The 18,733-nt window shown below is 58.6% G+C and carries 17 protein-coding genes; 9 read left to right on the forward strand and 8 right to left on the reverse strand.

From position 1 onward, the window contains the following. Positions 1-8: 8 nt before the first annotated feature. The 3 genes from V6F91_RS16200 to norR form a co-directional block, all read right to left on the reverse strand. Positions 9-467 carry an N-acetyltransferase gene (locus tag V6F91_RS16200; RefSeq protein WP_332766736.1) on the reverse strand — a complete coding sequence of 153 codons (459 nt, stop codon included), beginning with the start codon at positions 465-467 and terminating at the stop codon, positions 9-11. A 27-nt stretch (positions 468-494) separates the two neighbouring features. Continuing rightward, entirely contained in the window at positions 495-1,397 is a 903-nt protein-coding gene (locus tag V6F91_RS16205) for a chemotaxis protein CheV (protein ID WP_090286091.1), read from the reverse strand. A gap of 293 nt (positions 1,398-1,690) precedes the next feature. Beyond that, complete coding sequence (norR, locus tag V6F91_RS16210; protein WP_332766102.1) at positions 1,691-3,247, reverse strand: nitric oxide reductase transcriptional regulator NorR; 1,557 nt, start codon at positions 3,245-3,247, stop codon at positions 1,691-1,693. Positions 3,248-3,409: 162 nt separating this feature from the next. Between norR and hmpA the strand changes: the two genes are divergently transcribed. The 7 genes from hmpA to cyoE all read left to right on the forward strand — a co-directional run bounded on the left by hmpA (position 3,410) and on the right by cyoE (position 10,996). Then, positions 3,410-4,591 carry an NO-inducible flavohemoprotein gene (hmpA, locus tag V6F91_RS16215; protein WP_332766104.1) on the forward strand — a complete coding sequence of 394 codons (1,182 nt, stop codon included), beginning with the start codon at positions 3,410-3,412 and terminating at the stop codon, positions 4,589-4,591. A 232-nt stretch (positions 4,592-4,823) separates the two neighbouring features. Beyond that, on the forward strand, positions 4,824-5,333 hold the full coding sequence (locus V6F91_RS16220; protein ID WP_332766106.1) for a disulfide bond formation protein B: 510 nt from the start codon (positions 4,824-4,826) through the stop codon (positions 5,331-5,333). Between the two features lie 827 nt (positions 5,334-6,160). After that, positions 6,161-7,102 carry a ubiquinol oxidase subunit II gene (gene cyoA, locus V6F91_RS16225; protein WP_090286083.1) on the forward strand — a complete coding sequence of 314 codons (942 nt, stop codon included), beginning with the start codon at positions 6,161-6,163 and terminating at the stop codon, positions 7,100-7,102. Between the two features lie 3 nt (positions 7,103-7,105). Beyond that, complete coding sequence (gene cyoB / locus V6F91_RS16230) at positions 7,106-9,136, forward strand: cytochrome o ubiquinol oxidase subunit I (RefSeq protein WP_103304511.1); 2,031 nt, start codon at positions 7,106-7,108, stop codon at positions 9,134-9,136. A 3-nt stretch (positions 9,137-9,139) separates the two neighbouring features. After that, positions 9,140-9,763 (forward strand): cytochrome o ubiquinol oxidase subunit III, encoded by a 624-nt coding sequence (gene cyoC / locus V6F91_RS16235; protein ID WP_090286077.1) that lies wholly within the window; start codon positions 9,140-9,142, stop codon positions 9,761-9,763. Beyond that, the gene (cyoD, locus tag V6F91_RS16240) at positions 9,763-10,098 is read left to right on the forward strand and encodes a cytochrome o ubiquinol oxidase subunit IV (protein WP_007916940.1); all 336 of its coding nucleotides are present in this window, start codon (positions 9,763-9,765) and stop codon (positions 10,096-10,098) included. Before cyoC ends, cyoD begins: the two co-directional genes overlap by 1 nt. Positions 10,099-10,108: 10 nt before the next feature. Further along, complete coding sequence (gene cyoE, locus V6F91_RS16245; RefSeq protein ID WP_332766113.1) at positions 10,109-10,996, forward strand: heme o synthase; 888 nt, start codon at positions 10,109-10,111, stop codon at positions 10,994-10,996. Between the two features lie 133 nt (positions 10,997-11,129). On the opposite strand, the gene V6F91_RS16250 is transcribed toward cyoE, so the two are convergent. Beyond that, entirely contained in the window at positions 11,130-12,314 is a 1,185-nt protein-coding gene (locus V6F91_RS16250) for an ATP-binding protein (protein WP_332766115.1), read from the reverse strand. A gap of 344 nt (positions 12,315-12,658) precedes the next feature. Here V6F91_RS16250 and V6F91_RS16255 point away from each other — a divergent pair, with 344 nt between their 5' ends. Further along, the gene (locus tag V6F91_RS16255; RefSeq protein ID WP_332766117.1) at positions 12,659-13,150 is read left to right on the forward strand and encodes a RidA family protein; all 492 of its coding nucleotides are present in this window, start codon (positions 12,659-12,661) and stop codon (positions 13,148-13,150) included. 258 nt (positions 13,151-13,408) lie between these two features. On the opposite strand, the gene V6F91_RS16260 is transcribed toward V6F91_RS16255, so the two are convergent. Beyond that, entirely contained in the window at positions 13,409-14,110 is a 702-nt protein-coding gene (locus tag V6F91_RS16260) for a hypothetical protein (RefSeq protein WP_332766119.1), read from the reverse strand. Between the two features lie 131 nt (positions 14,111-14,241). Further along, the gene (locus V6F91_RS16265) at positions 14,242-15,171 is read right to left on the reverse strand and encodes a LysR family transcriptional regulator (RefSeq protein ID WP_332766121.1); all 930 of its coding nucleotides are present in this window, start codon (positions 15,169-15,171) and stop codon (positions 14,242-14,244) included. 102 nt (positions 15,172-15,273) lie between these two features. Between V6F91_RS16265 and V6F91_RS16270 the strand changes: the two genes are divergently transcribed. Continuing rightward, complete coding sequence (locus V6F91_RS16270; protein ID WP_332766123.1) at positions 15,274-16,455, forward strand: aspartate aminotransferase family protein; 1,182 nt, start codon at positions 15,274-15,276, stop codon at positions 16,453-16,455. Here the strand turns inward: V6F91_RS16270 and V6F91_RS16275 are convergent, their stop codons facing one another. Further along, the gene (locus V6F91_RS16275; protein ID WP_258448074.1) at positions 16,456-16,647 is read right to left on the reverse strand and encodes a type II toxin-antitoxin system Phd/YefM family antitoxin; all 192 of its coding nucleotides are present in this window, start codon (positions 16,645-16,647) and stop codon (positions 16,456-16,458) included. 159 nt (positions 16,648-16,806) lie between these two features. Further along, positions 16,807-18,726: an alkaline phosphatase D family protein gene (locus tag V6F91_RS16280; protein ID WP_332766126.1), complete on the reverse strand. Its 1,920-nt coding sequence runs from the start codon at positions 18,724-18,726 to the stop codon at positions 16,807-16,809. Positions 18,727-18,733 lie beyond the last annotated feature (7 nt).

Genomic DNA, 18,733 nt, shown 5'->3' on the forward strand with positions numbered 1-18,733 from the left:
GCTGTGGATCAGTCCGGCACCAATTCCCGGCGAACCACATACATCCCCGCGCTCTCATACAGCCGCTGCGCCCGCAGGTTGTTTTCCAGCACCTTCAGATCAACGAACCCTTCGCGTCGCCGCTGAAATACCTTGAACGCATTGAGCAGCAACGCGCAACCCAGTCCGCGCCTTTGCAATCGCGGATGCACCACCAGATTCTTGATGTAGGAACTGGTCCAGCACTGCGCCACACCCACCACGCCATCGGCATCGCTGGCGATAAAACACAGCGCCGGATCATATTCGGGGTTGCTTTCAAAACGCTGCTGCCAGACCTCAAACGCCGGCACCCGGCCACCGCCCTCACAGTAGCCGAGTTGCATCAGCGCGTGCACATTGGCTGCGGTTTGCGGGTGGTAAGTGCTGACCTCAACCCCGTCCGGCCAGCGGATGTCCGGCAGATCTGCGCGCAGATCGCGGCGCATCAGCAAGCAGAACGTCTCAGCCAAGACTCAATGACCTTGCGCCGCGACGTGTTTGGCCGCTTCGATCAGGCAATGGGTCAGTTCCGGCGAGGAGAATTTGGTCAGCACGCCGTTGGCCCCGGCCAGTCGCGCTTTCTCGCTGTTCATCGCGCTGTCGAGCGAGGTGTGCAGCAGCACATACAAATGCGCAAAGTCAGGCGTTTCCCGCAGGGTGCGGGTGAAGGCGTAGCCGTCCATCTCGGACATTTCGATGTCGGAGACGATCAGGTTGATCTGTTGCGCAGTGCCTTGCAGGTCGAGCAGGCAGTCGATGGCCTCTTTGGCGCTGCGTGCGGTGTGGCATTGCAGGCCGAGGTTGCGCAGGGTGTGCACCGATTGCTGCAGCGCCACCTGACTGTCGTCGACCACCAGAATCCGCGCGTTGCCGAGCACTTCGGCGTCTTCCATGGTCAGATCGGTCGGGGCCATTTCGATCTGCGCCGGCGCGATGCTGTGGATAACTTTTTCGATATCCAGCACCTGCACCAAAGTCCCGTCCACCGAGGTCACACCAGTGATGTAAGCGCGCGAACCGCCGGAGCCGAACGGCGGCGGTTTGATGTCAGTGGTCAGGCAATGAACGATCTTGCTCACCGCCTGAACGTGCAGACCCTGCTTTGAACGGCTGACATCGGTGACGATCAGGCAGCCACCGTTCGGGTCTTCCAGTGGTCGCTCGCCGATGGCCCGGCTCAGGTCGATCACCGACAGCGAGGCGCCGCGTAGCGTGGCGATGCCTTTGACGTGCGGGTGCGACTCCGGCAGCTTGGTCAGCGGCGGGCAGGGGATGATTTCGCTGACTTTCAGCAGGTTGATCGCCATCAGCTTGCCGCTGCGCAAGGTAAACAGGAGAAGCGAAAGTGAATCTGCGCGGGCTTTTGTCGAGGACATTTGGACCTTCTGTGGAAAAAGGTGATGGGCGAGCGTGGAATCGCCAGAAACCATTGATGCCGGGTTATCGGCCTGAAAGGGGTGGGCTTTAGATTTGTCGTCACAGATCAAAAGCCCCTCACCCAAGCCCTCTCCCAGAGGGTGAGGGAGCCGACCGTGGGATTAGAATAATTACGTCGACCTGACCCTGCTGCACTGCATCCATAATCGACGCGTTTTTTCAGGTCGATGTATAACGCAAGACACCTCGGTCAGTCCCCTCTCCCTCCGGGAGGGCTAGGGTGAGGGTGCTTTTAGCTCTTCATCCCCAACCTTTTGGCCATCCGCCCAAGGTTGGCTCTATCCAGCCCCAACTCCCGCGCCGCACTCGCCCAGTTATCCTGATTGCGCTCCAGCGCCGCGCTGATCAACTGGCGCTGAAACTGCTCGGTCGCGCTGCGCAGATCGCCGCTGATCGACGGCAATTCCCCTACACTGACTTCAATCTGACTGGTGTTATCCACAAAATCACGTGGCAGATCCAGATCCGCCGCACTCAGGCTGAGAATCTTCGGCCGCACCTTGCAGTTGCCCAGCGCCTTCAGCGCGCTGCGGCCGATCAGATGTTCCAGCTCGCGTACGTTACCCGGCCAAGTGTAGGCGAGCAGCGCTTCCTGAGCGTCGCTGTTCAGGCGCAGGCTGTTGAGGCCCATGCGTGAGCGGTTTTGTTCGAGGAAGAAGCCGCTGAGCAGCAGCACATCGCGTCCGCGATCGCGCAGCGCCGGGACCTTCAGCGGGTAGACGCTGAGGCGATGATAGAAGTCGGCACGATAGCGGCCGCTGCGTACTTCTTCGGCGAGGTCGCGGTTGGTCGCGGCGATCAGGCGCACGTCGACCTGATGCTCTTTGTCCGAGCCCAGGCGCTGCAACTGCCCGCTCTGCAACACCCGCAGCAATTTAGCCTGTACGGTCAGCGACAGTTCGCCGACCTCATCGAGGAACAGCGTGCCGCCATTGGCCAGTTCAAATTTGCCGCGGCGGTCGCTGGTGGCGCCGGTGAAAGCGCCGCGCACGTGGCCGAACAGCTCGCTTTCGACCAGCGTATCCGGCAACGCGGCGCAGTTGAGGCTGATGATCGGCTTGTCGGCGCGCGCCGAGGCGGCGTGAATCGCCTGCGCGACCAGCTCTTTGCCCACCCCGGTTTCGCCGGTGATCAATACGGTCAGATCGCTACCGCCGACCAGATTGATCTCGTCGACCAGGCGTTTATGCGCTTTACTCTGACCGATCATCTCGCGCTGCTGCTGACCGCTGGCCTGACGATAGACCTCGGCGCGCTGATGCTCGTCTTCGGCGCGATTGGCCAGCCGTTCGATGCGTTCGGCGGCGTTGACCGTGGCCGCGGCGAGGCTGGCGAAAGCTTGCAGGGCGTCCAGTTCGATCGGCTCGAAACGTTCGGGATCGAGCGCATCGAGGGTGATCAGGCCCCAGAGTTTTTCATCGACGAATAACGGGCAGCCGAGGCAGTCGTGAACTTGCAGATGATCGTCGAGGCCATCGACCAGTCCGTCATAAGGATCAGGCAGTTCGCTGTCGGCGGCGAAGCGCGTCGGCCCGGCACCGGCCAGCAGAATGTCGAAGCGCGGATGTTCGCTGACCTTGAAGCGGCGGCCGAGGGTGTCGGTGCTCAAGCCGTCAACGGCCAGCGGCACCAGCGATTCGCCATCCAGGCGCAACAGCGCCGCGGCGTCGCAGGGCAACAGGGCGCGCATGGCTTCGAGCAGGCGCCGATAGCGCTCACCCTCGGGCAGTTCGCGCGACAGGTCGGCAACCAGAGGGAGCAGGGCAGTAAGCAGCGATTTGGCAATCATGGTGTGTAGTCAAATGGACCTGATGTAGTCGAGAAGACTATAAGTCGGCTTGTGTCGTTATGACTACATAAAAATCAAGCGATTGATTAATAAGAGAAAATTAACTGGCACGAAAACTGATACTCCACAGATAACTTTCAATAAAGCTCAGGAGTCACCCTCATGCTCAGTGCTCAGGATCGTGCCATCGTCAAATCCACCGTGCCTCTGCTGGAAAGCGGCGGCGAAGCGTTGATCACCCACTTCTACCGCATGATGCTTTCCGAATATCCCGAGGTGCGCCCGCTGTTCAACCAGGCCCACCAGGCCAGCGGCGACCAGCCGCGCGCACTGGCTAACGGCGTATTGATGTACGCCCGCCATATCGATCAGCTCGATCAGTTGGGCGATCTGGTGGCTAAGATCATCAACAAGCACGTCGCCCTGCAAATTCTCCCGGAACACTACCCAATCGTCGGCACCTGCCTGCTGCGCGCGATCTCCGAAGTGCTCGGTGATGAGATCGCCACGCCAGAAGTGATGAGTGCCTGGGGCGCAGCGTACGGCCAGTTGGCGGACATCCTGATCGGCGCCGAAACTGCCATTTATGATGAGAAAGAACAGGCGGTGGGCGGCTGGCGCGGGGCGCGTGAGTTCATCGTTGCGGCCAGGGTTGAGGAGAGTGCGGAGATCACTTCGTTCTACTTCGAACCGGCCGACAAGGGCCCGATTCTCGCCGCAGAACCCGGTCAATACATCGGCATGAAGCTGATCCTCGACGGCGAAGAGATCCGCCGCAATTACTCGCTGTCGGCGCTCTCCAATAACGGCCAGTACCGCATCAGCGTCAAACGCGAGCCGGGCGGGCGTGCTTCCAATCACTTGCACGATCATTTGCAGGTCGGGGCGAGCATTCAGCTGTTCCCGCCATCGGGCGAGTTCACCTTGTCGGCCAGCGACAAACCGCTGGTGCTGATCAGCGGCGGCGTCGGCATCACCCCAACCCTGGCGATGCTCGAAGCGGCGCTGCAAACCGAGCGGCCGGTGCATTTCATCCACTGCGCGCGCAATGGCAGCGTGCACGCCTTCCGCGACTGGATCGACGACCTCGCCGCGCGCCATCCGCAACTCAAGCGGTTTTACTGCTATGCCGAGGATGACGGCGTAAGCCCGGCGGCGGACAAGGTCGGGATGCTGAGCCAGGAGCAGCTTGGCGAGTGGTTGCCTGCGCAACGTGACGTCGATGCGTATTTTCTTGGGCCGAAAGGTTTCATGGGCGCGATCAAGCGCCATCTGAAAGCGCTGGGTGTGCCGGAGAAGCAGAGCCGTTATGAGTTCTTCGGGCCGGCTTCTGCTTTGGAGTGATCTGAAAACCGAGTCGTCTGCATTCGCGAGCAGGCTCGCTCCCACAGGATTTGTGTTCGACGCAGATCCAGTGTGGGAGCGAGCCTGCTCGCGAAGTTTTTTGCGCGACGCAAATTTATCCGCCTGGTGATTAATGGTTCCTTAACCGCTCTATCGTTTATTGCCCCGGTGTAGACTTGCGGCGACTTTCAGCCGCAAGCCAGCTGAACCATGGACAAACAAGGGAAAGGCAATGAGCGAGGAAACGATTCGATTGGGCCGTGAGCGGCGCTTTCTGGTGCTGCTGGGGGTGATCTGCCTGGCGCTGATCGGTGGTGCCCTGTACATGCAGGTCGTGCTTGGCGAAGCGCCGTGCCCGCTGTGCATTCTGCAGCGTTATGCGTTGCTGCTGATCGCGCTGTTCGCGTTCATCGGCGCGGCCATGCGCAGCCGTCGCAGCATTACCGTGTTCGAAGCGCTGGTGGTGCTCTGTGCGCTTGCCGGCGCCGCGGTCGCCGGGCATCACGTGTACACGCAGTTCTACCCGGCTGTCAGCTGTGGCGTCGATGTGCTGCAACCGATTGTCGACGATCTGCCGCTGGCGAAGATCTTTCCGCTGGGCTTTCAGGTCGACGGCTTCTGCTCGACGCCGTACCCGCCGATCCTTGGCCTGTCGCTGGCACAGTGGGCGCTGGTGGCGTTCATGCTGGTGGTGATTCTGGTGCCGTTGCTGACCTCGCGTAATCGAAAAGCACTGCGCTGAGTCAACTTTTCGCAAGGGTGGCCGATACACAAAACGCCCCGATTGGCGGTTCAGCCAATCGGGGCGTTGCACGTTTCAGAATGAGGCTGAACTCATCCTGACGGACGGCAATCAAGGGTGTGACACGTGTGCGACATGTTGTCACACAGAGGGTGTCGCAGAGGCGCCCACAGACTCCGATTGCCGCGTTGTTACAAAAAAGGATTGGTCGGTCTGACGGGTTTTTTGCTTTAGGACGTGAGTGCCAGAGCAGGCAGTTTTAACAGCTTCCGGCAGATGGCCAGAAGCCTTGGGTTATCGGGCTTTGCGTCGTTCCGCTGTACGGAAAAAACTTTCGGAGCTGTCTGAACTGACGCGGGTGCGCTTACAGGTTTTGCGAGAATTGTTGAGAATGTTTTTCAACAACGAGCGGCACTTTTGCAAAAATGGCGAGGGATTGTTGCCGTAAAAGATAAAAATTATTTCGGGATAAGACATGGTGTATAGGGCGCTACCTATCTACAATCGCCCGCACTGAATTCCCGGCGCTGTTCAGCCTTTATTAAGGAACTGATCAGAAGGTCGGGTGTCGAGCGAGCCGCGAGGCTTTCGAGACACCCAGGTGTCGGTGCCTTTCCAACTTTCCGCACCAAATGGAATTGGTCTGTAACAAGGCCTTTGACCACGAATTCGAATAAGAACTGAACGCTGTCCCAAGGTTTTGTCGAGCGTCTGGCGCGCGACGGGCGGCCCTTATTCAATCCAAAGAAAATGCCAACCCTTGGCAGGGTGAAGTGTTGGCGATCAAAACCCAACTGCATTGCGCAAGCTGCTTTAGAGGTCGTGAGATGAGTAAAAACAGGTACCCCAGATTACTAGGCCTAGTGCCGCTGCTCGGCACGTTGTTGCTGGGAGGCTGCAACATGACCTTGCTCAATCCAACGGGCCAGGTTGGCCTGGAACAGCGAAACCTGATCATCACCGCGACCCTGCTGATGCTGTTGGTCGTGGTGCCGGTTATCGTCATGACCTTCCTGTTCGCCTGGAAATACCGCGCGTCGAACAAGAACGCCGTCTACACCCCGAAATGGTCGCACTCGACCAAGATCGAAGTGGCGGTCTGGACCATTCCGGTCCTGATCATCATCGCTCTGGGTTACATCACCTACATTTCCACCCACGAACTGGACCCGTATCGTCCGATCCAGTCCGACGTCAAGCCGGTGACCATCGAAGTGGTCGCGCTGGACTGGAAGTGGCTGTTCATCTACCCGGAACAAGGCATCGCCACGGTCAACAAGATCGTGTTCCCGGCGCACACGCCAATCAACTTCAAGATCACCTCTGACGCTGTGATGAACTCGTTCTTCATCCCGGGTCTGGGCGGCCAGATCTACGCGATGGCGGGCATGCAGACCAAGCTGCACCTGATCGCCGACCGCAACGCTGAAATGGACGGTATCTCCGCCAACTACAGCGGCGCCGGTTTCACCGGTATGAAATTCAAGGCTATCTCCACCACTCAGGAAGATTTCGACGCCTGGGTAAGTGAAGTCAAGAAGTCACCTAAACAGCTTGATCAAGCTGAGTACGCGGCCCTTGCCAAACCGAGCCAGAACAACCCAGTCGAGCTCTACTCGTCGGTCACGCCGAACCAGTTCCAGATCATCGTCGACAAGTACGAAGGTATGAAGCCGGGCAAGCCGCTGAAGCACGAGAAGAAAGAGAAAGAAGTGGCGGCCACGGATATTGACGCGGGTTCGCATTCAGCTGCCGGGGCAGAGGAGTAAACGATGTTTGGTAAATTAAGTTGGGAAGCAGTCCCATTCCACGAGCCGATCGTGATGGTGACCATCGCCATGATCGCCCTCGGTGGTCTGGCGCTGTTCGCTGCGATCACTTACTTCAAGAAGTGGACGTACCTGTGGACCGAGTGGCTGACGTCGGTCGACCACAAGAAAATCGGCGTGATGTATATCATCGTCGCCATGGTCATGCTGCTGCGCGGTTTTGCCGACGCGATCATGATGCGTACCCAGTTGGCCATGGCCACCGAGGGTTCGCCTGGCTACCTGCCACCTGAACACTATGACCAGATCTTCACCGCTCACGGTGTGATCATGATCATCTTCATGGCGATGCCATTCTTCACCGGCCTGATGAACCTTGCAGTGCCGCTGCAGATCGGCGCGCGTGACGTGGCGTTCCCGTTCCTCAACTCCCTGAGCTTCTGGCTGCTGGTGTCCGGCGTTGTGCTGATCAACCTGTCGCTGGGCGTCGGTGAATTCGCCAAGACCGGTTGGGTTGCCTATCCGCCGCTGTCGGGTCTGCAATACAGCCCTGGCGTGGGGATGGACTACTACATCTGGGCGCTGCAGCTGTCCGGATTGGGTACGACGCTAACCGGGGTCAACTTCCTCGCGACCGTACTGAAAATGCGTACCCCTGGCATGAAACTGATGGACATGCCGATCTTCACCTGGACCTGCACCTGGGCCAACGTTCTGATCGTGGCTTCGTTCCCGATCCTGACCGCGACCCTGGCACTGCTGACCCTTGACCGTTACATGGATTTCCACATTTTCACCAATGAACTTGGTGGCAATCCGATGATGTACGTCAACCTGTTCTGGGCCTGGGGCCACCCTGAGGTTTACATCCTGATCCTGCCGGCCTTCGGCATCTTCTCGGAAGTGATCTCGGCCTTCACCGGCAAGAAACTGTTCGGCCACCACTCGATGATCTACGCCTCGGGCGCGATCTCGGTACTGGGCTTCATGGTTTGGCTGCACCACTTCTTCACCATGGGTTCGGGTGCCAGCGTCAACGCCTTCTTCGGTCTGGCGACGATGCTGATTTCCATCCCGACGGGTGTGAAACTGTTCAACTGGCTGTTCACCATCTATCAGGGCCGTCTGCGTTTCACCAGCCAGGTGATGTGGACCCTGGGCTTCATGGTGACCTTCGCCATCGGCGGCATGACCGGCGTACTGCTGGCCATCCCGGGTGCTGACTTCGTGCTGCACAACAGCCTGTTCGTGATCGCGCACTTCCACAACGTGATCATCGGCGGTGCGGTATTCGGTTACATCGCTGGCTTCGCGTTCTACTTCCCGAAAGCGTTCGGCTTCAAGCTGCACGAAGGCTGGGGTAAAGCAGCGTTCTGGTTCTGGATCTCGGGCTTCTTCGTCGCGTTCATGCCGCTCTATGCACTGGGCTTCATGGGCATGACCCGTCGTCTGAACGCCACCACCAACCCTGAGTGGGTACCGTACCTGTACGTTGCCATGTTCGGTGCGGTGATGATCGCTGTCGGTATCGCCTGCCAACTGATCCAGCTGTACGTCAGTGTGCGTGACCGCAACAAGCCAGAGAACGTTTGCGATCACGGTGACCCGTGGAATGCACACACCCTGGAATGGTCGACCTCGTCGCCACCACCGTTCTACAACTTTGCTGTGCTGCCTAAGGCTGACTGCATCGACCCGTTCACTGAAGCCAAGGAAAACGGTACTGCGTACCAGCGTCCGGCCAAGTACGAGCCGATCCACATGCCGAACAACACCGCCACTGGCGTGGTGATGGGCGCACTGTTGACCGTCTTCGGTTTCGCGATGATCTGGCACATCTGGTGGTTGGCGATCGCCAGCCTGGCCGGCACCGTCATCTACTTCGTGATCCACGCTGCACGTGACGACCAGGGCTATATGGTTCCGGTTGAAACGATCGAGCGTATCGAAGCCGAGCAGCACAAGCGTCTGGTCGCGGCAGGGAAAATCCCGGCCGGTGCCACCCGTGTTGAAACCTCGTTGGAACAGGCTTAAACCATGTCGAACTTAGTGACCAATGTTGGACACGCCCATGGTGACCATGGGCACGATGACCATCACCACGACTCGGGCGAGATGACCGTATACGGTTTCTGGCTCTACCTGATGACCGACTGCATTCTGTTTGCGTCGATCTTCGCGGTGTACGCAGTACTGGTAAACAACGTTGCCGGTGGCCCGTCGGGCCACGACATCTTCGAACTGCCTTACGTGCTGGGCGAAACCGCTCTGCTGTTGTTCAGTTCGATCACCTACGGCTTCGCCATGCTGGCGTTGTACAAAGGCAAGAAGCAGGCAGTCCTGGGCTGGTTGTTCATGACCTTCCTGCTCGGCGCAGGCTTCATCGCCATGGAGATCAACGAGTTCCACCTGCTGATCTCCGAGGGCTTCGGTCCTAGCCGTTCGGGCTTCCTGTCGGCGTTCTTCACCCTGGTCGGTACTCACGGTCTGCACGTTTCGGCCGGTCTGATCTGGATGGGCGTGATGATGTACCAGGTCAACAAGCACGGCCTGACGGCGACCAACAAGACCCGTCTGAGCTGCCTGAGCCTGTTCTGGCACTTCCTGGACGTGGTGTGGATCTGCGTATTCACCGTTGTTTACCTGATGGGGACTCTGTAATGGCTAATGCACACTCCCATGACAGCCATGATGCTGGCCACGGCAGCGTAAAGTCGTACGCCATCGGCTTCATCCTGTCGGTGATCCTGACCGTCATCCCGTTCGGCCTGGTGATGTACCCGAGCCTGCCGAAGGCGACGACGCTGGCAATCGTGCTGTTGTTCGCCGTGATCCAGGTGATCGTTCACCTGTATTACTTCCTGCACCTGGACCGTTCCATTGCTCAGCGCAACAACGTGATCGCCTTCGTCTTCACGGCGATCGTGATCGTGCTGCTGGTTGGCCTGTCGCTGTGGATCATGTTCAGCATCCACACGTACATGATGGCGAAGTGAGGTAGACCCGATGTCGCTCAAGCACTTTATCCAAATCACCAAACCGGGGATCATTTTCGGTAACGTGCTTTCTGTGGCAGGCGGGTTCTTCCTGGCCTCGAAAGGGCATGTCGATCTGGCGGTGTTTCTGGCCGCCATGATCGGTACTTCCCTGGTCGTGGCCTCCGGTTGCGTGTTCAACAACTGCATCGACCGCGACATCGACCTGAAGATGGAACGCACCAAGAACCGCGTGCTGGTCCAGGGCTTGATCTCCCTGAAACTGGCACTGGTTTACGCGACCATTCTGGGTGTTCTCGGCGTTGCCTTGTTGTACAAGGTGGCCAACCCGTTGGCTGCCTTGTTCGCAGTAATCGGCTTCGTCATCTACGTCGGCTTCTACAGCCTGTACCTCAAGCGCAAGTCGGTTCACGGCACGCTGGTGGGCAGTCTGTCGGGCGCCATGCCGCCAGTGATCGGTTACGTTGCCGTCACCAACAGCTTCGACATGGCCGCGCTGACCCTGCTGGTGATGTTCAGCCTGTGGCAGATGCCGCATTCCTACGCCATCGCGATTTTCCGCTTCAACGATTACCTGGCTGCCTCGATTCCGGTGCTGCCAGTGAAGCGCGGGATTCAAGTGGCGAAGAAGCACATCCTGCTCTACATCCTGGCGTTCCTTGTGGCGACCCTGATGCTGACCTTCAGTGGCTACGCCGGCATGAGCTACCTAGCCGTCGCCGCGGCCATGGGCATGTACTGGCTGTACATGGCCTGGACCGGCTACAAGGCAGTGGATGACACGGTCTGGGCACGCAAGCTGTTCGTGTTCTCGATCTTCACCATCACCGCGCTGAGCGTCATGATGTCCCTGGACTTCAAGGTGCCAAGCGAGCTGCTGCTGACGTACGCGCCGTAAGGTTTACAGGCTTCACGAAAAACCCCGCACATTGAGAGATGTGCGGGGTTTTTTGTTGGCGGCTCTAATGCCTATTTGCATGCCGCCTGCTCCAACAGCTTGCCGCGGTGGCTTGATGGGTGTGTAACGGCATTTATGGGGGCGGAGAGACAGTCACCCGTCTCATGAATTCGTCAAACAGCGGAACGGTGAATGCGATAAGTGCATATTCCGGACTGTAGATCATGCCCTTTTTGATCAGGCTGTCGCGTACTGGGCCCAGGCTCGTAGCGTTTCTCCCTAGCGCTTTCGCAACGTCAGCAGAGCGCTGCGGTCCTTCTCCCAACTCTGCAAGGCAACGCATGTAATCTCGTTCAGCCGGGGTTGTGCGATCAAAGCGGACCCTGAAAAACGACTCGTCAAGTTTACGGATACTTTCCTCCGTTGCTGCCTGCGCATCTGCCTGGGTTATAGACTGTCCCTTGGCGATGTTCCAAGCGGTATAGCCCCACTCCTGCAGAAAATAGGGATAACCGTGGGTCTTTTCAAAAATCTCGCGTAGCGCTTCGTCAGAGATACTGGCGCCTTCCTCTTCAACAGGGTCACGCAAGGCTTTCCAGGCATCTATCTCTAACAGAGCGCCCAAGCGAGGAAATTCGAATAGCCGCTCAGCATAACTTTTTGCATCGCCCGCTTGCCCAGCAAGCTGCGGAAGACCCGCGCCAAAAAGGATCAGAGGCAGAGCTGCCTGGTTGACTGCATGGATGCCGCGGATAAGCGCGCCAAGCTCTTCTTTCGACAGGTACTGTAATTCATCAATCAATATGGCAACCGGTTGACCTGCGTCGCGAGCGGCCTCTGCTGTCGCTATCAAGACGTCTCGCAGATCGTCTTCAAGATGCCCGCTGTCGGCGTAGCCGGTTTCGGAATCTCCCCCAAGCGTAACTTCGGCGCCTCCCGCTGCTATTGTGATATTGCCGATAAAGCTACGGAGGATACGTATTCCTCGTTTGACTGTCTCGACTGTGTTCTGCATTCGATCCAATCGTAATAGCAAGCGGCGTAACACCGGAATCAGGAGCTGCTTCAGCTCGGCGCCGTCATGGGCTTCCTGCATTTCAGCCAGGTAGCCCAATGCTAAAGCACGGTCTTTGATTTGATTCAGAAGCACCGTCTTTCCGACGCCACGTAAGCCGAGAATCATCAACGATTTCGCATGTTTACGCCGCTTCGTACGAGCCAATGCGGTGTCCGCCGTTTCCAGCACCTCGGATCGTCCTGCTAATTCGGGTGGGGAAACGCCTGCTCCGGGGTTGAATGGATTGGTATTTTTGTCCACAGCTTGATCTCATACGAACTTATTTATAGTTATAGTGATAAACGCATATAACTGCAAATAAGTAGCTAAGGTCGTCCCGATAGAAGGGGCGGTTTACGTCTAAGCTAGAAGCTGTGTGACCCTAGACTCGCGCTCAAAGGGAAACAATCGTAGCGATGTGCCGCGTAGCGTCATGTCGGTGCGGTGAGCAAGCTAAAGCGCTTTGAAATCGGGTACCCAGAGGCTTCTTGCGAAGCCTTGGTAAAAGTTCTAGATTTGGATCCAAATGTGTCGTTGGTTCGTTCGCAATCGTGGTGCGGCCTTCAACTGTCGAAACAAGTGACCTAAACCAAAGGCTGGGCGCAATGACCGAACGGATGACCTGCGATGAGCGCTTTATCGCCCTGGCCGAAGAACTGAACTACGACATTTATGGCGAGAACACCGCCGGTGGCAATTACGCGCCGCTGATTCGGCATCACGATGAGCTGTACATCAGCGGGATGGTGCCGCGGGTCAATGGCAAGATTCTGTATCCGGGTCGGGTCGGGCTGGAATTGACCCTCAAGGACGCGCAAGCCGCCGCGAGCATCAGCGCCATGCGTTGCCTGGCGCTGATCGTCGATGCGGTGGGGTCGCTGGACAAGATCCGCACGTTGTTGCGGGTGACGGTGTATGTGAAGTCGACGGCTGATTTCGTCGACCTGAGCGAAGTGGCCAACGGCGCTTCGGATGTGTTCAGCCATGTGCTGGGTGATGCCGGACGGCATACGCGCACCACCATTGGTGTGTATCAGTTGCCGAAGAATGCGGCGATTGAAGTGGACATGATTGCGGCGGTGCATGCTTCGGCTTGAGATCTGTGGTGGCTGTTTCCCTCACCCTAACCCTCTCCCAGAGGGAGAGGGGACTGATCGGCTTGGTTGGGCGTGATGCGTCGAAACGAAAATACCGCGTCGAATGCAACTTTTGAACAGCCCACAAATCGGCTCCCTCTCCCTCGGGAGAGGGCTGGGGTGAGGGGCTACGATCGAACCAACACCGCGAATTACCCAGCCGAAAAAAAGCCCCGCCTGATCACTCAGCCCGGGGCTTCTTCACAAGCACTCGGCGGCTTACTGCGCCGCGATGCTGTACCCATCAAACGCCGTCTTCTGCTGCAGCGCAGTAATGATGTTTTTACGGTTCACAGCCTGTTCCGTCCCGGCATTATCCAGGAAGGTTTCGCTTTCCAGCTCGGCTTCATCGCCTTCACCGACGAAGTTAAAACCAAGGAATTCCAGCGCTTCACGGTCCACGTTCAGGCGCGAACGCGGCGTGCGCAGCGGCAGGGTCACGCTGGCGCCGTCCTTGCTGATGGTGAAGATTTCGACTTCTTTCTTCTTCGCAGCCTTGCCCTTGCCACCGCCCGGATTGCTGATCGCCTGATGGGTCTGGTTCAGCACCTTCAACGCGAGGCCGTAGACGATTTCCTGAAACGCCGGGTCGTCCTTGAAGCTGGACAGAATGCGCCCGATCGAGAACTTGCTGCTCAGGTCCTCCAGCGCGGCGAGGTCCGCAGCCTCGGCGTCTTTCAGTGCTTTGAGTTCGCCCATCAGTTCGTAGGCCTTGTCGTCATCGAAACTGTCGTGAGCCTGACGAATGGCGGCGCGCAGTTCGCGGATCTGGTCGCTCTCGCGGGTCGACTGGAACGCGTCGAGGACCATCTCACTGATGATTTTGGCTTGTGGCAGGTGTTGTGAAAGATTGATGGAGTTTTCGTATTCCGCTTTGGACGACTGGGTGGCTACGGATTCAGCGGTGTTGAAATCGGACATTGAAATTTCACTACTTTTAACTTGAATGGAGACGAACAAGCCCAGGGCTTTTTCAGGCCGACTAATTTAGGGGAGCGGGGCGACGTTGTCACGGAGCAACGGGCTGGTGGTCGGGTTTTTTCCCTGCGTGGCTATTTTCCGTCGAATGCATCCACGGGTTTACCCCATGTGCGCATCGCAAATTCGACGAACCTTCTCAGCTTCGGCAAACGATAACGATCCGGCGCATACAGCAAATGCATCGGCCGACTCGGTGGCGGGTAATCGGCGACCACCTTGACCAGTTTGCCTTCGCGCAGGTCCTGTTCGACCAGTGCATCGGGCAGCATCATGATGCCCATGCCGTTACGCGCGGCCTGGTGCAAACCGGCGGAGCTGTTGATCAGCAGCGGCCCGCTCACGTCGACGAGGACTTCGCCCTCCGGGCCGCTGAGGCGCCAGCGCTTTTCCACCGATTGCCAGTCATCACCGGCAGGGTAGGCAAACGACAGGCAGTCGTGTTGCTGCAAGTCCTGTGGCGTGTGCGGCATGCCGCGTCTGGCGATGTATTGCGGCGAGGCGCAGACCGTCAAGGTGTAGTCGATCAAGGGGCGGGCGATCAGGTTGGACGACTCATCGAAACTGCCCAGCCGGAACGCAACATCGAGGCCATTCTCCAGCAGGTCCGGGCGGCCATTGGTCAGTACCACGTCGAGTTTCACTTGCGGATACAGCAGGGCGTATTCGCTGAGCGCCGGAGTCAGCCGCTCGACGCCAAAGGTCAGCGGCGCGGCAATGCGCAGCAAGCCGCGTGGCTCGTCGAGGGCCTGCTCTGCGAGGCGTTCGGAGTCGGCGACAAGGCCCAGAACGTCCAGGCAGCGCTGGTAGTAAACGCTGCCGAACTCAGTGAGCCGCTGGCGGCGGGTGGTGCGCTGCAGCAATTGCACACCGAGCCGTTGCTCCAGCGCGCGCAGGTGATTGCCGACCATGGTGGTCGACATGTCGCACTGCAAAGCGGCCGCAGTCATGCTGCCGCCCTCGACGACTTTGACATACACGCTCATTGACTGGAACAAATCCATTATCAAGCCCGGCTTTCAAATGATTGAAGTTTTGCCGAGTTTATCCAGTTTCGCTGGCTAACCATACTGCCAGCACACCGACCCGAACTGGAGTTTCACGTCATGACCGCCGCGCTGATGAACACCTATCAACCACTGGCCCTAAGCTTCACCAAAGGCCTGGGCACGCGCCTGTGGGATCAGGCCGGTCGTGAATATCTGGATGCTGTGGCCGGGGTGGCGGTGACCAACGTCGGCCACTCGCATCCGCGCATTGTCGCGGCGATTAGCGAGCAGGCGGGATTGCTGCTGCACACCTCCAACCTGTACAGCATCGACTGGCAGCAACAACTGGCTAGACGTCTGACCCGGTTGGCCGGCATGGAGCGCGCGTTCTTCAACAACTCCGGTGCCGAAGCCAATGAAACCGCGCTGAAACTCGCGCGTTTGTATGGCTGGCGCAAGGGGATCGAACAGCCGCTGGTGGTGGTCATGGCCAACGCGTTTCATGGCCGCACCCTTGGCACCCTGTCGGCCAGCGATGGCCCGGCGGTGCGCCTGGGCTTCAACGAACTGCCGGGGGATTTCGTCAAAGTGCCGTTCGGCGATCTCGCCGCATTGGAGCAAGTGCAGCGTAAACACGGCGAGCGCATCGTGGCGATTCTGGTCGAGCCGATTCAGGGCGAAAGCGGTGTGCAGGTCGCGCCGCCCGGTTACCTCAAAGCCCTGCGCGATCAGTGCAATCGCCACGCGTGGCTGCTGATGCTCGATGAAATCCAGACTGGCATGGGCCGCACCGGGCAGTGGTTCGCCTTTCAACACGAAGGCGTCGTTCCCGACGTCATGACCCTGGCCAAAGGCCTCGGCAATGGCGTGCCGATCGGCGCTTGCCTGGCACGTGGCCGCGCAGCGGAACTGTTCACCCCGGGCAGTCACGGCAGCACCTTCGGCGGCAACCCGCTGGCCTGCCGGGTCGCCTGCACGGTGCTGGATATCATTGAAGAACAAGGTTTGCTGGACAACGCGCGGGTACAAGGTGAGCGCCTGTTGGCCCGGTTACGCGCAGAACTCGCCGACAACCACAATGTGCTGGCGATTCGCGGACAGGGACTGATGATCGGCATCGAGCTGAAACAACCGGTGCGCGATCTGACCATGATTGCGGCGCGGGATCATGGCTTGTTGATCAACGTCACCCGCGGCAAGACCATACGGCTGCTGCCACCGTTGACGATTGATGAGCGGGAGGTGGGGATGATTGTCAGAGGGGTTGGGCGAGCACTGGCCTCTAGTCAATCGTCGTAATCACGGCATCGCAACAGCTGGAGCACTTACTGCTTCAGCTGTATTCATCATTGCGCAGTAATCTGCAAAGGAAATCATTACCACAGGATCGGCACTTCGCCTGATAACGAGCAGGGGCGTGCGGTCGTTGATGACCTGATCCATGGATTTTGCAAGGCACGCTCGGACTTTGCTGTAGGCGATGGTTTGCATGAGTTAGACCTTTGGTGGGTAGAGCACAATTCGGCAGGATTCAATTGTGTTCAGTATCACCCAGGTATTCTGGAGACGTTTCCGAGAGGTTTGTAATCCTGATCGCCAGTACTTGTCAGCAACTGAGCTGCTGTCGAATGGAACCTCACCGGCCATCCCTTAATCCGGCTCATCCCCCAACTCCGGCGCCAACATCCGCGTCTTCACCGCCCCATTCGAATTGTGTTGAACAATCTCGCTCGGCTGCCCCTGCTCATTGAAAAACACCTGACCGATCCCCGCTGAATTCCACAACCGTTCCCCAGCCTCGGCATGTTCGGGCGTGTACGGCACGATGCGCATCTGCCGGCGTTTGGTGAACCAGTTCAGTGGTGAGCGCGGTGAGTAGAGCCAGCGGTTGAGGCGGTCGAACCATTCCAGCAGGGTCGGTGGGAATTCGTTCTTGATGCCGCTGCTGGTGATCTGCCAGATGCGCGGGCCGGCCTTCCGATGGCGGATCAGCACTTCATAGACGAAGGAATAATGCACGTCACCCGACAGCACCACGTAGTTACCCGGTGTGCGCGAGTGGCGGAAAATGTTCAGGATCACCTGCGCGGCGCCGCGATGGGCCATCCAGTTTTCCGCATCGACCAACAGCGGATAACCGCACCAGCTGAAAACCTTCTGCACGGTCTCGATCAGCTTCACACCAAAGATCGGTGCCGGGGAAACAATGATCGCCGACGGGTGATCGAGCAGTTCCTGCTGCAGTTCGCTGAGCGCTTCCCAATCGAGCAAACCCGAAGGCTGCTTGAGCGCCATTTCACTACGCCAGCGCCGCGTGCGCGTGTCGATCACCACCAGCGCCGGGCTGCTCGGCAGGACGAAATGCCACTGCTGAAAGCGCAGCAACTGATCGATCAGATCGTCCTGCACCGGTTGGTCCAGATAACCGTCATCACCGCTGGCGCTCAGCTGTCGGGTCTTGGTCAATACTTCTTTGAACGCATCGGGATTGTTGCCCCAGCCTTGGCACAACAGATAAGCGATCAGCGCGTTGCCGATGATGCGCTTGGAGAACGGATGGCCATAGGCGGTTTCCTCCCACTGCGCGGAGAGATTCCAGTCATCGGTAATGTCGTGATCGTCGAAAATCATCAGGCTCGGCAGATGCGCCAGCGCCCGGGCAACGTTGCCCAAGCCGGTCTTGAAGGCATCGATGCGCGTCTGTTCGAGGCGGTAGCGCTTCAGGCGCGGCGGCGTCAGTGTCGGTGCCTGCGGATTGATCAGCGACCACGGTGTCGGCGACCACACCAGCAGGTACATCGCCATGACTTCGGCGAAGGTCACCAGATGATTGTCGGCGCTGCTGCTGGTGAAAATCGGCTTGCGCGCACCGCCGAAAAATCGCTCGCGCAACGTCTCGTTGCTCTCCAGCGCCGGTAACAAATCCGCACGGTGATAGTAGCTGGCCGGGTGTTCGTAGAGCTTGGCGCTGTCGCTGACCACCGCGCCTTCGAGGTGTTCGTCGAACAGGCCGAGCCGTTCGATCAATGCATGAATCGCGCGCAGCATCGGCCCGGCGACATCGTCGGCGTAGACCTGATCACCGCTCATCATCAGCAGCGCCGGGCGTTGTTGCGGATCGGCTTCCTCAGCCAGCAACTGATCAACGCAAAGCAGGCCATCGGTGGCCGGGTGATGCGGCTTGCGGCAGGAGCCATGCAGCAACTGATCGATCCGCGAGCGCAGGACGAAGTTCGGACTCGTCGCATTGGCGTACAGCAGATGCGGCCCCCAATCGGCAACACCCGCGGCGTTATCAATCAGCAGGTCATAGTCGATACGTGTATCGCAGGGCAGGGCGCTGTCGAGAGCAACATCAATGAGGTGAACAAACGCGTGGCGGCCTACAGGAATGACCGTGCATTTCCCGGCATCGAGAGGAATGTCTCCTACACCTTGCAGGCGCAAGGTCAGCGCCAGTTCGCGGCTGCCGACCAGCCACATGACCAGCCGCGTTGGCTGCAGATGGCGCAACAGCGGGCCGGCCAGAACCGGCGGCAGCAAAGAGGGATCAGTCAGGTGTTCAGACATCGAAGGG

The sequence above is a fragment of the Pseudomonas koreensis genome (genome assembly GCF_036668835.1).
GTDB classification, from domain to species: Bacteria; Pseudomonadota; Gammaproteobacteria; order Pseudomonadales; family Pseudomonadaceae; genus Aquipseudomonas; species Aquipseudomonas koreensis_I.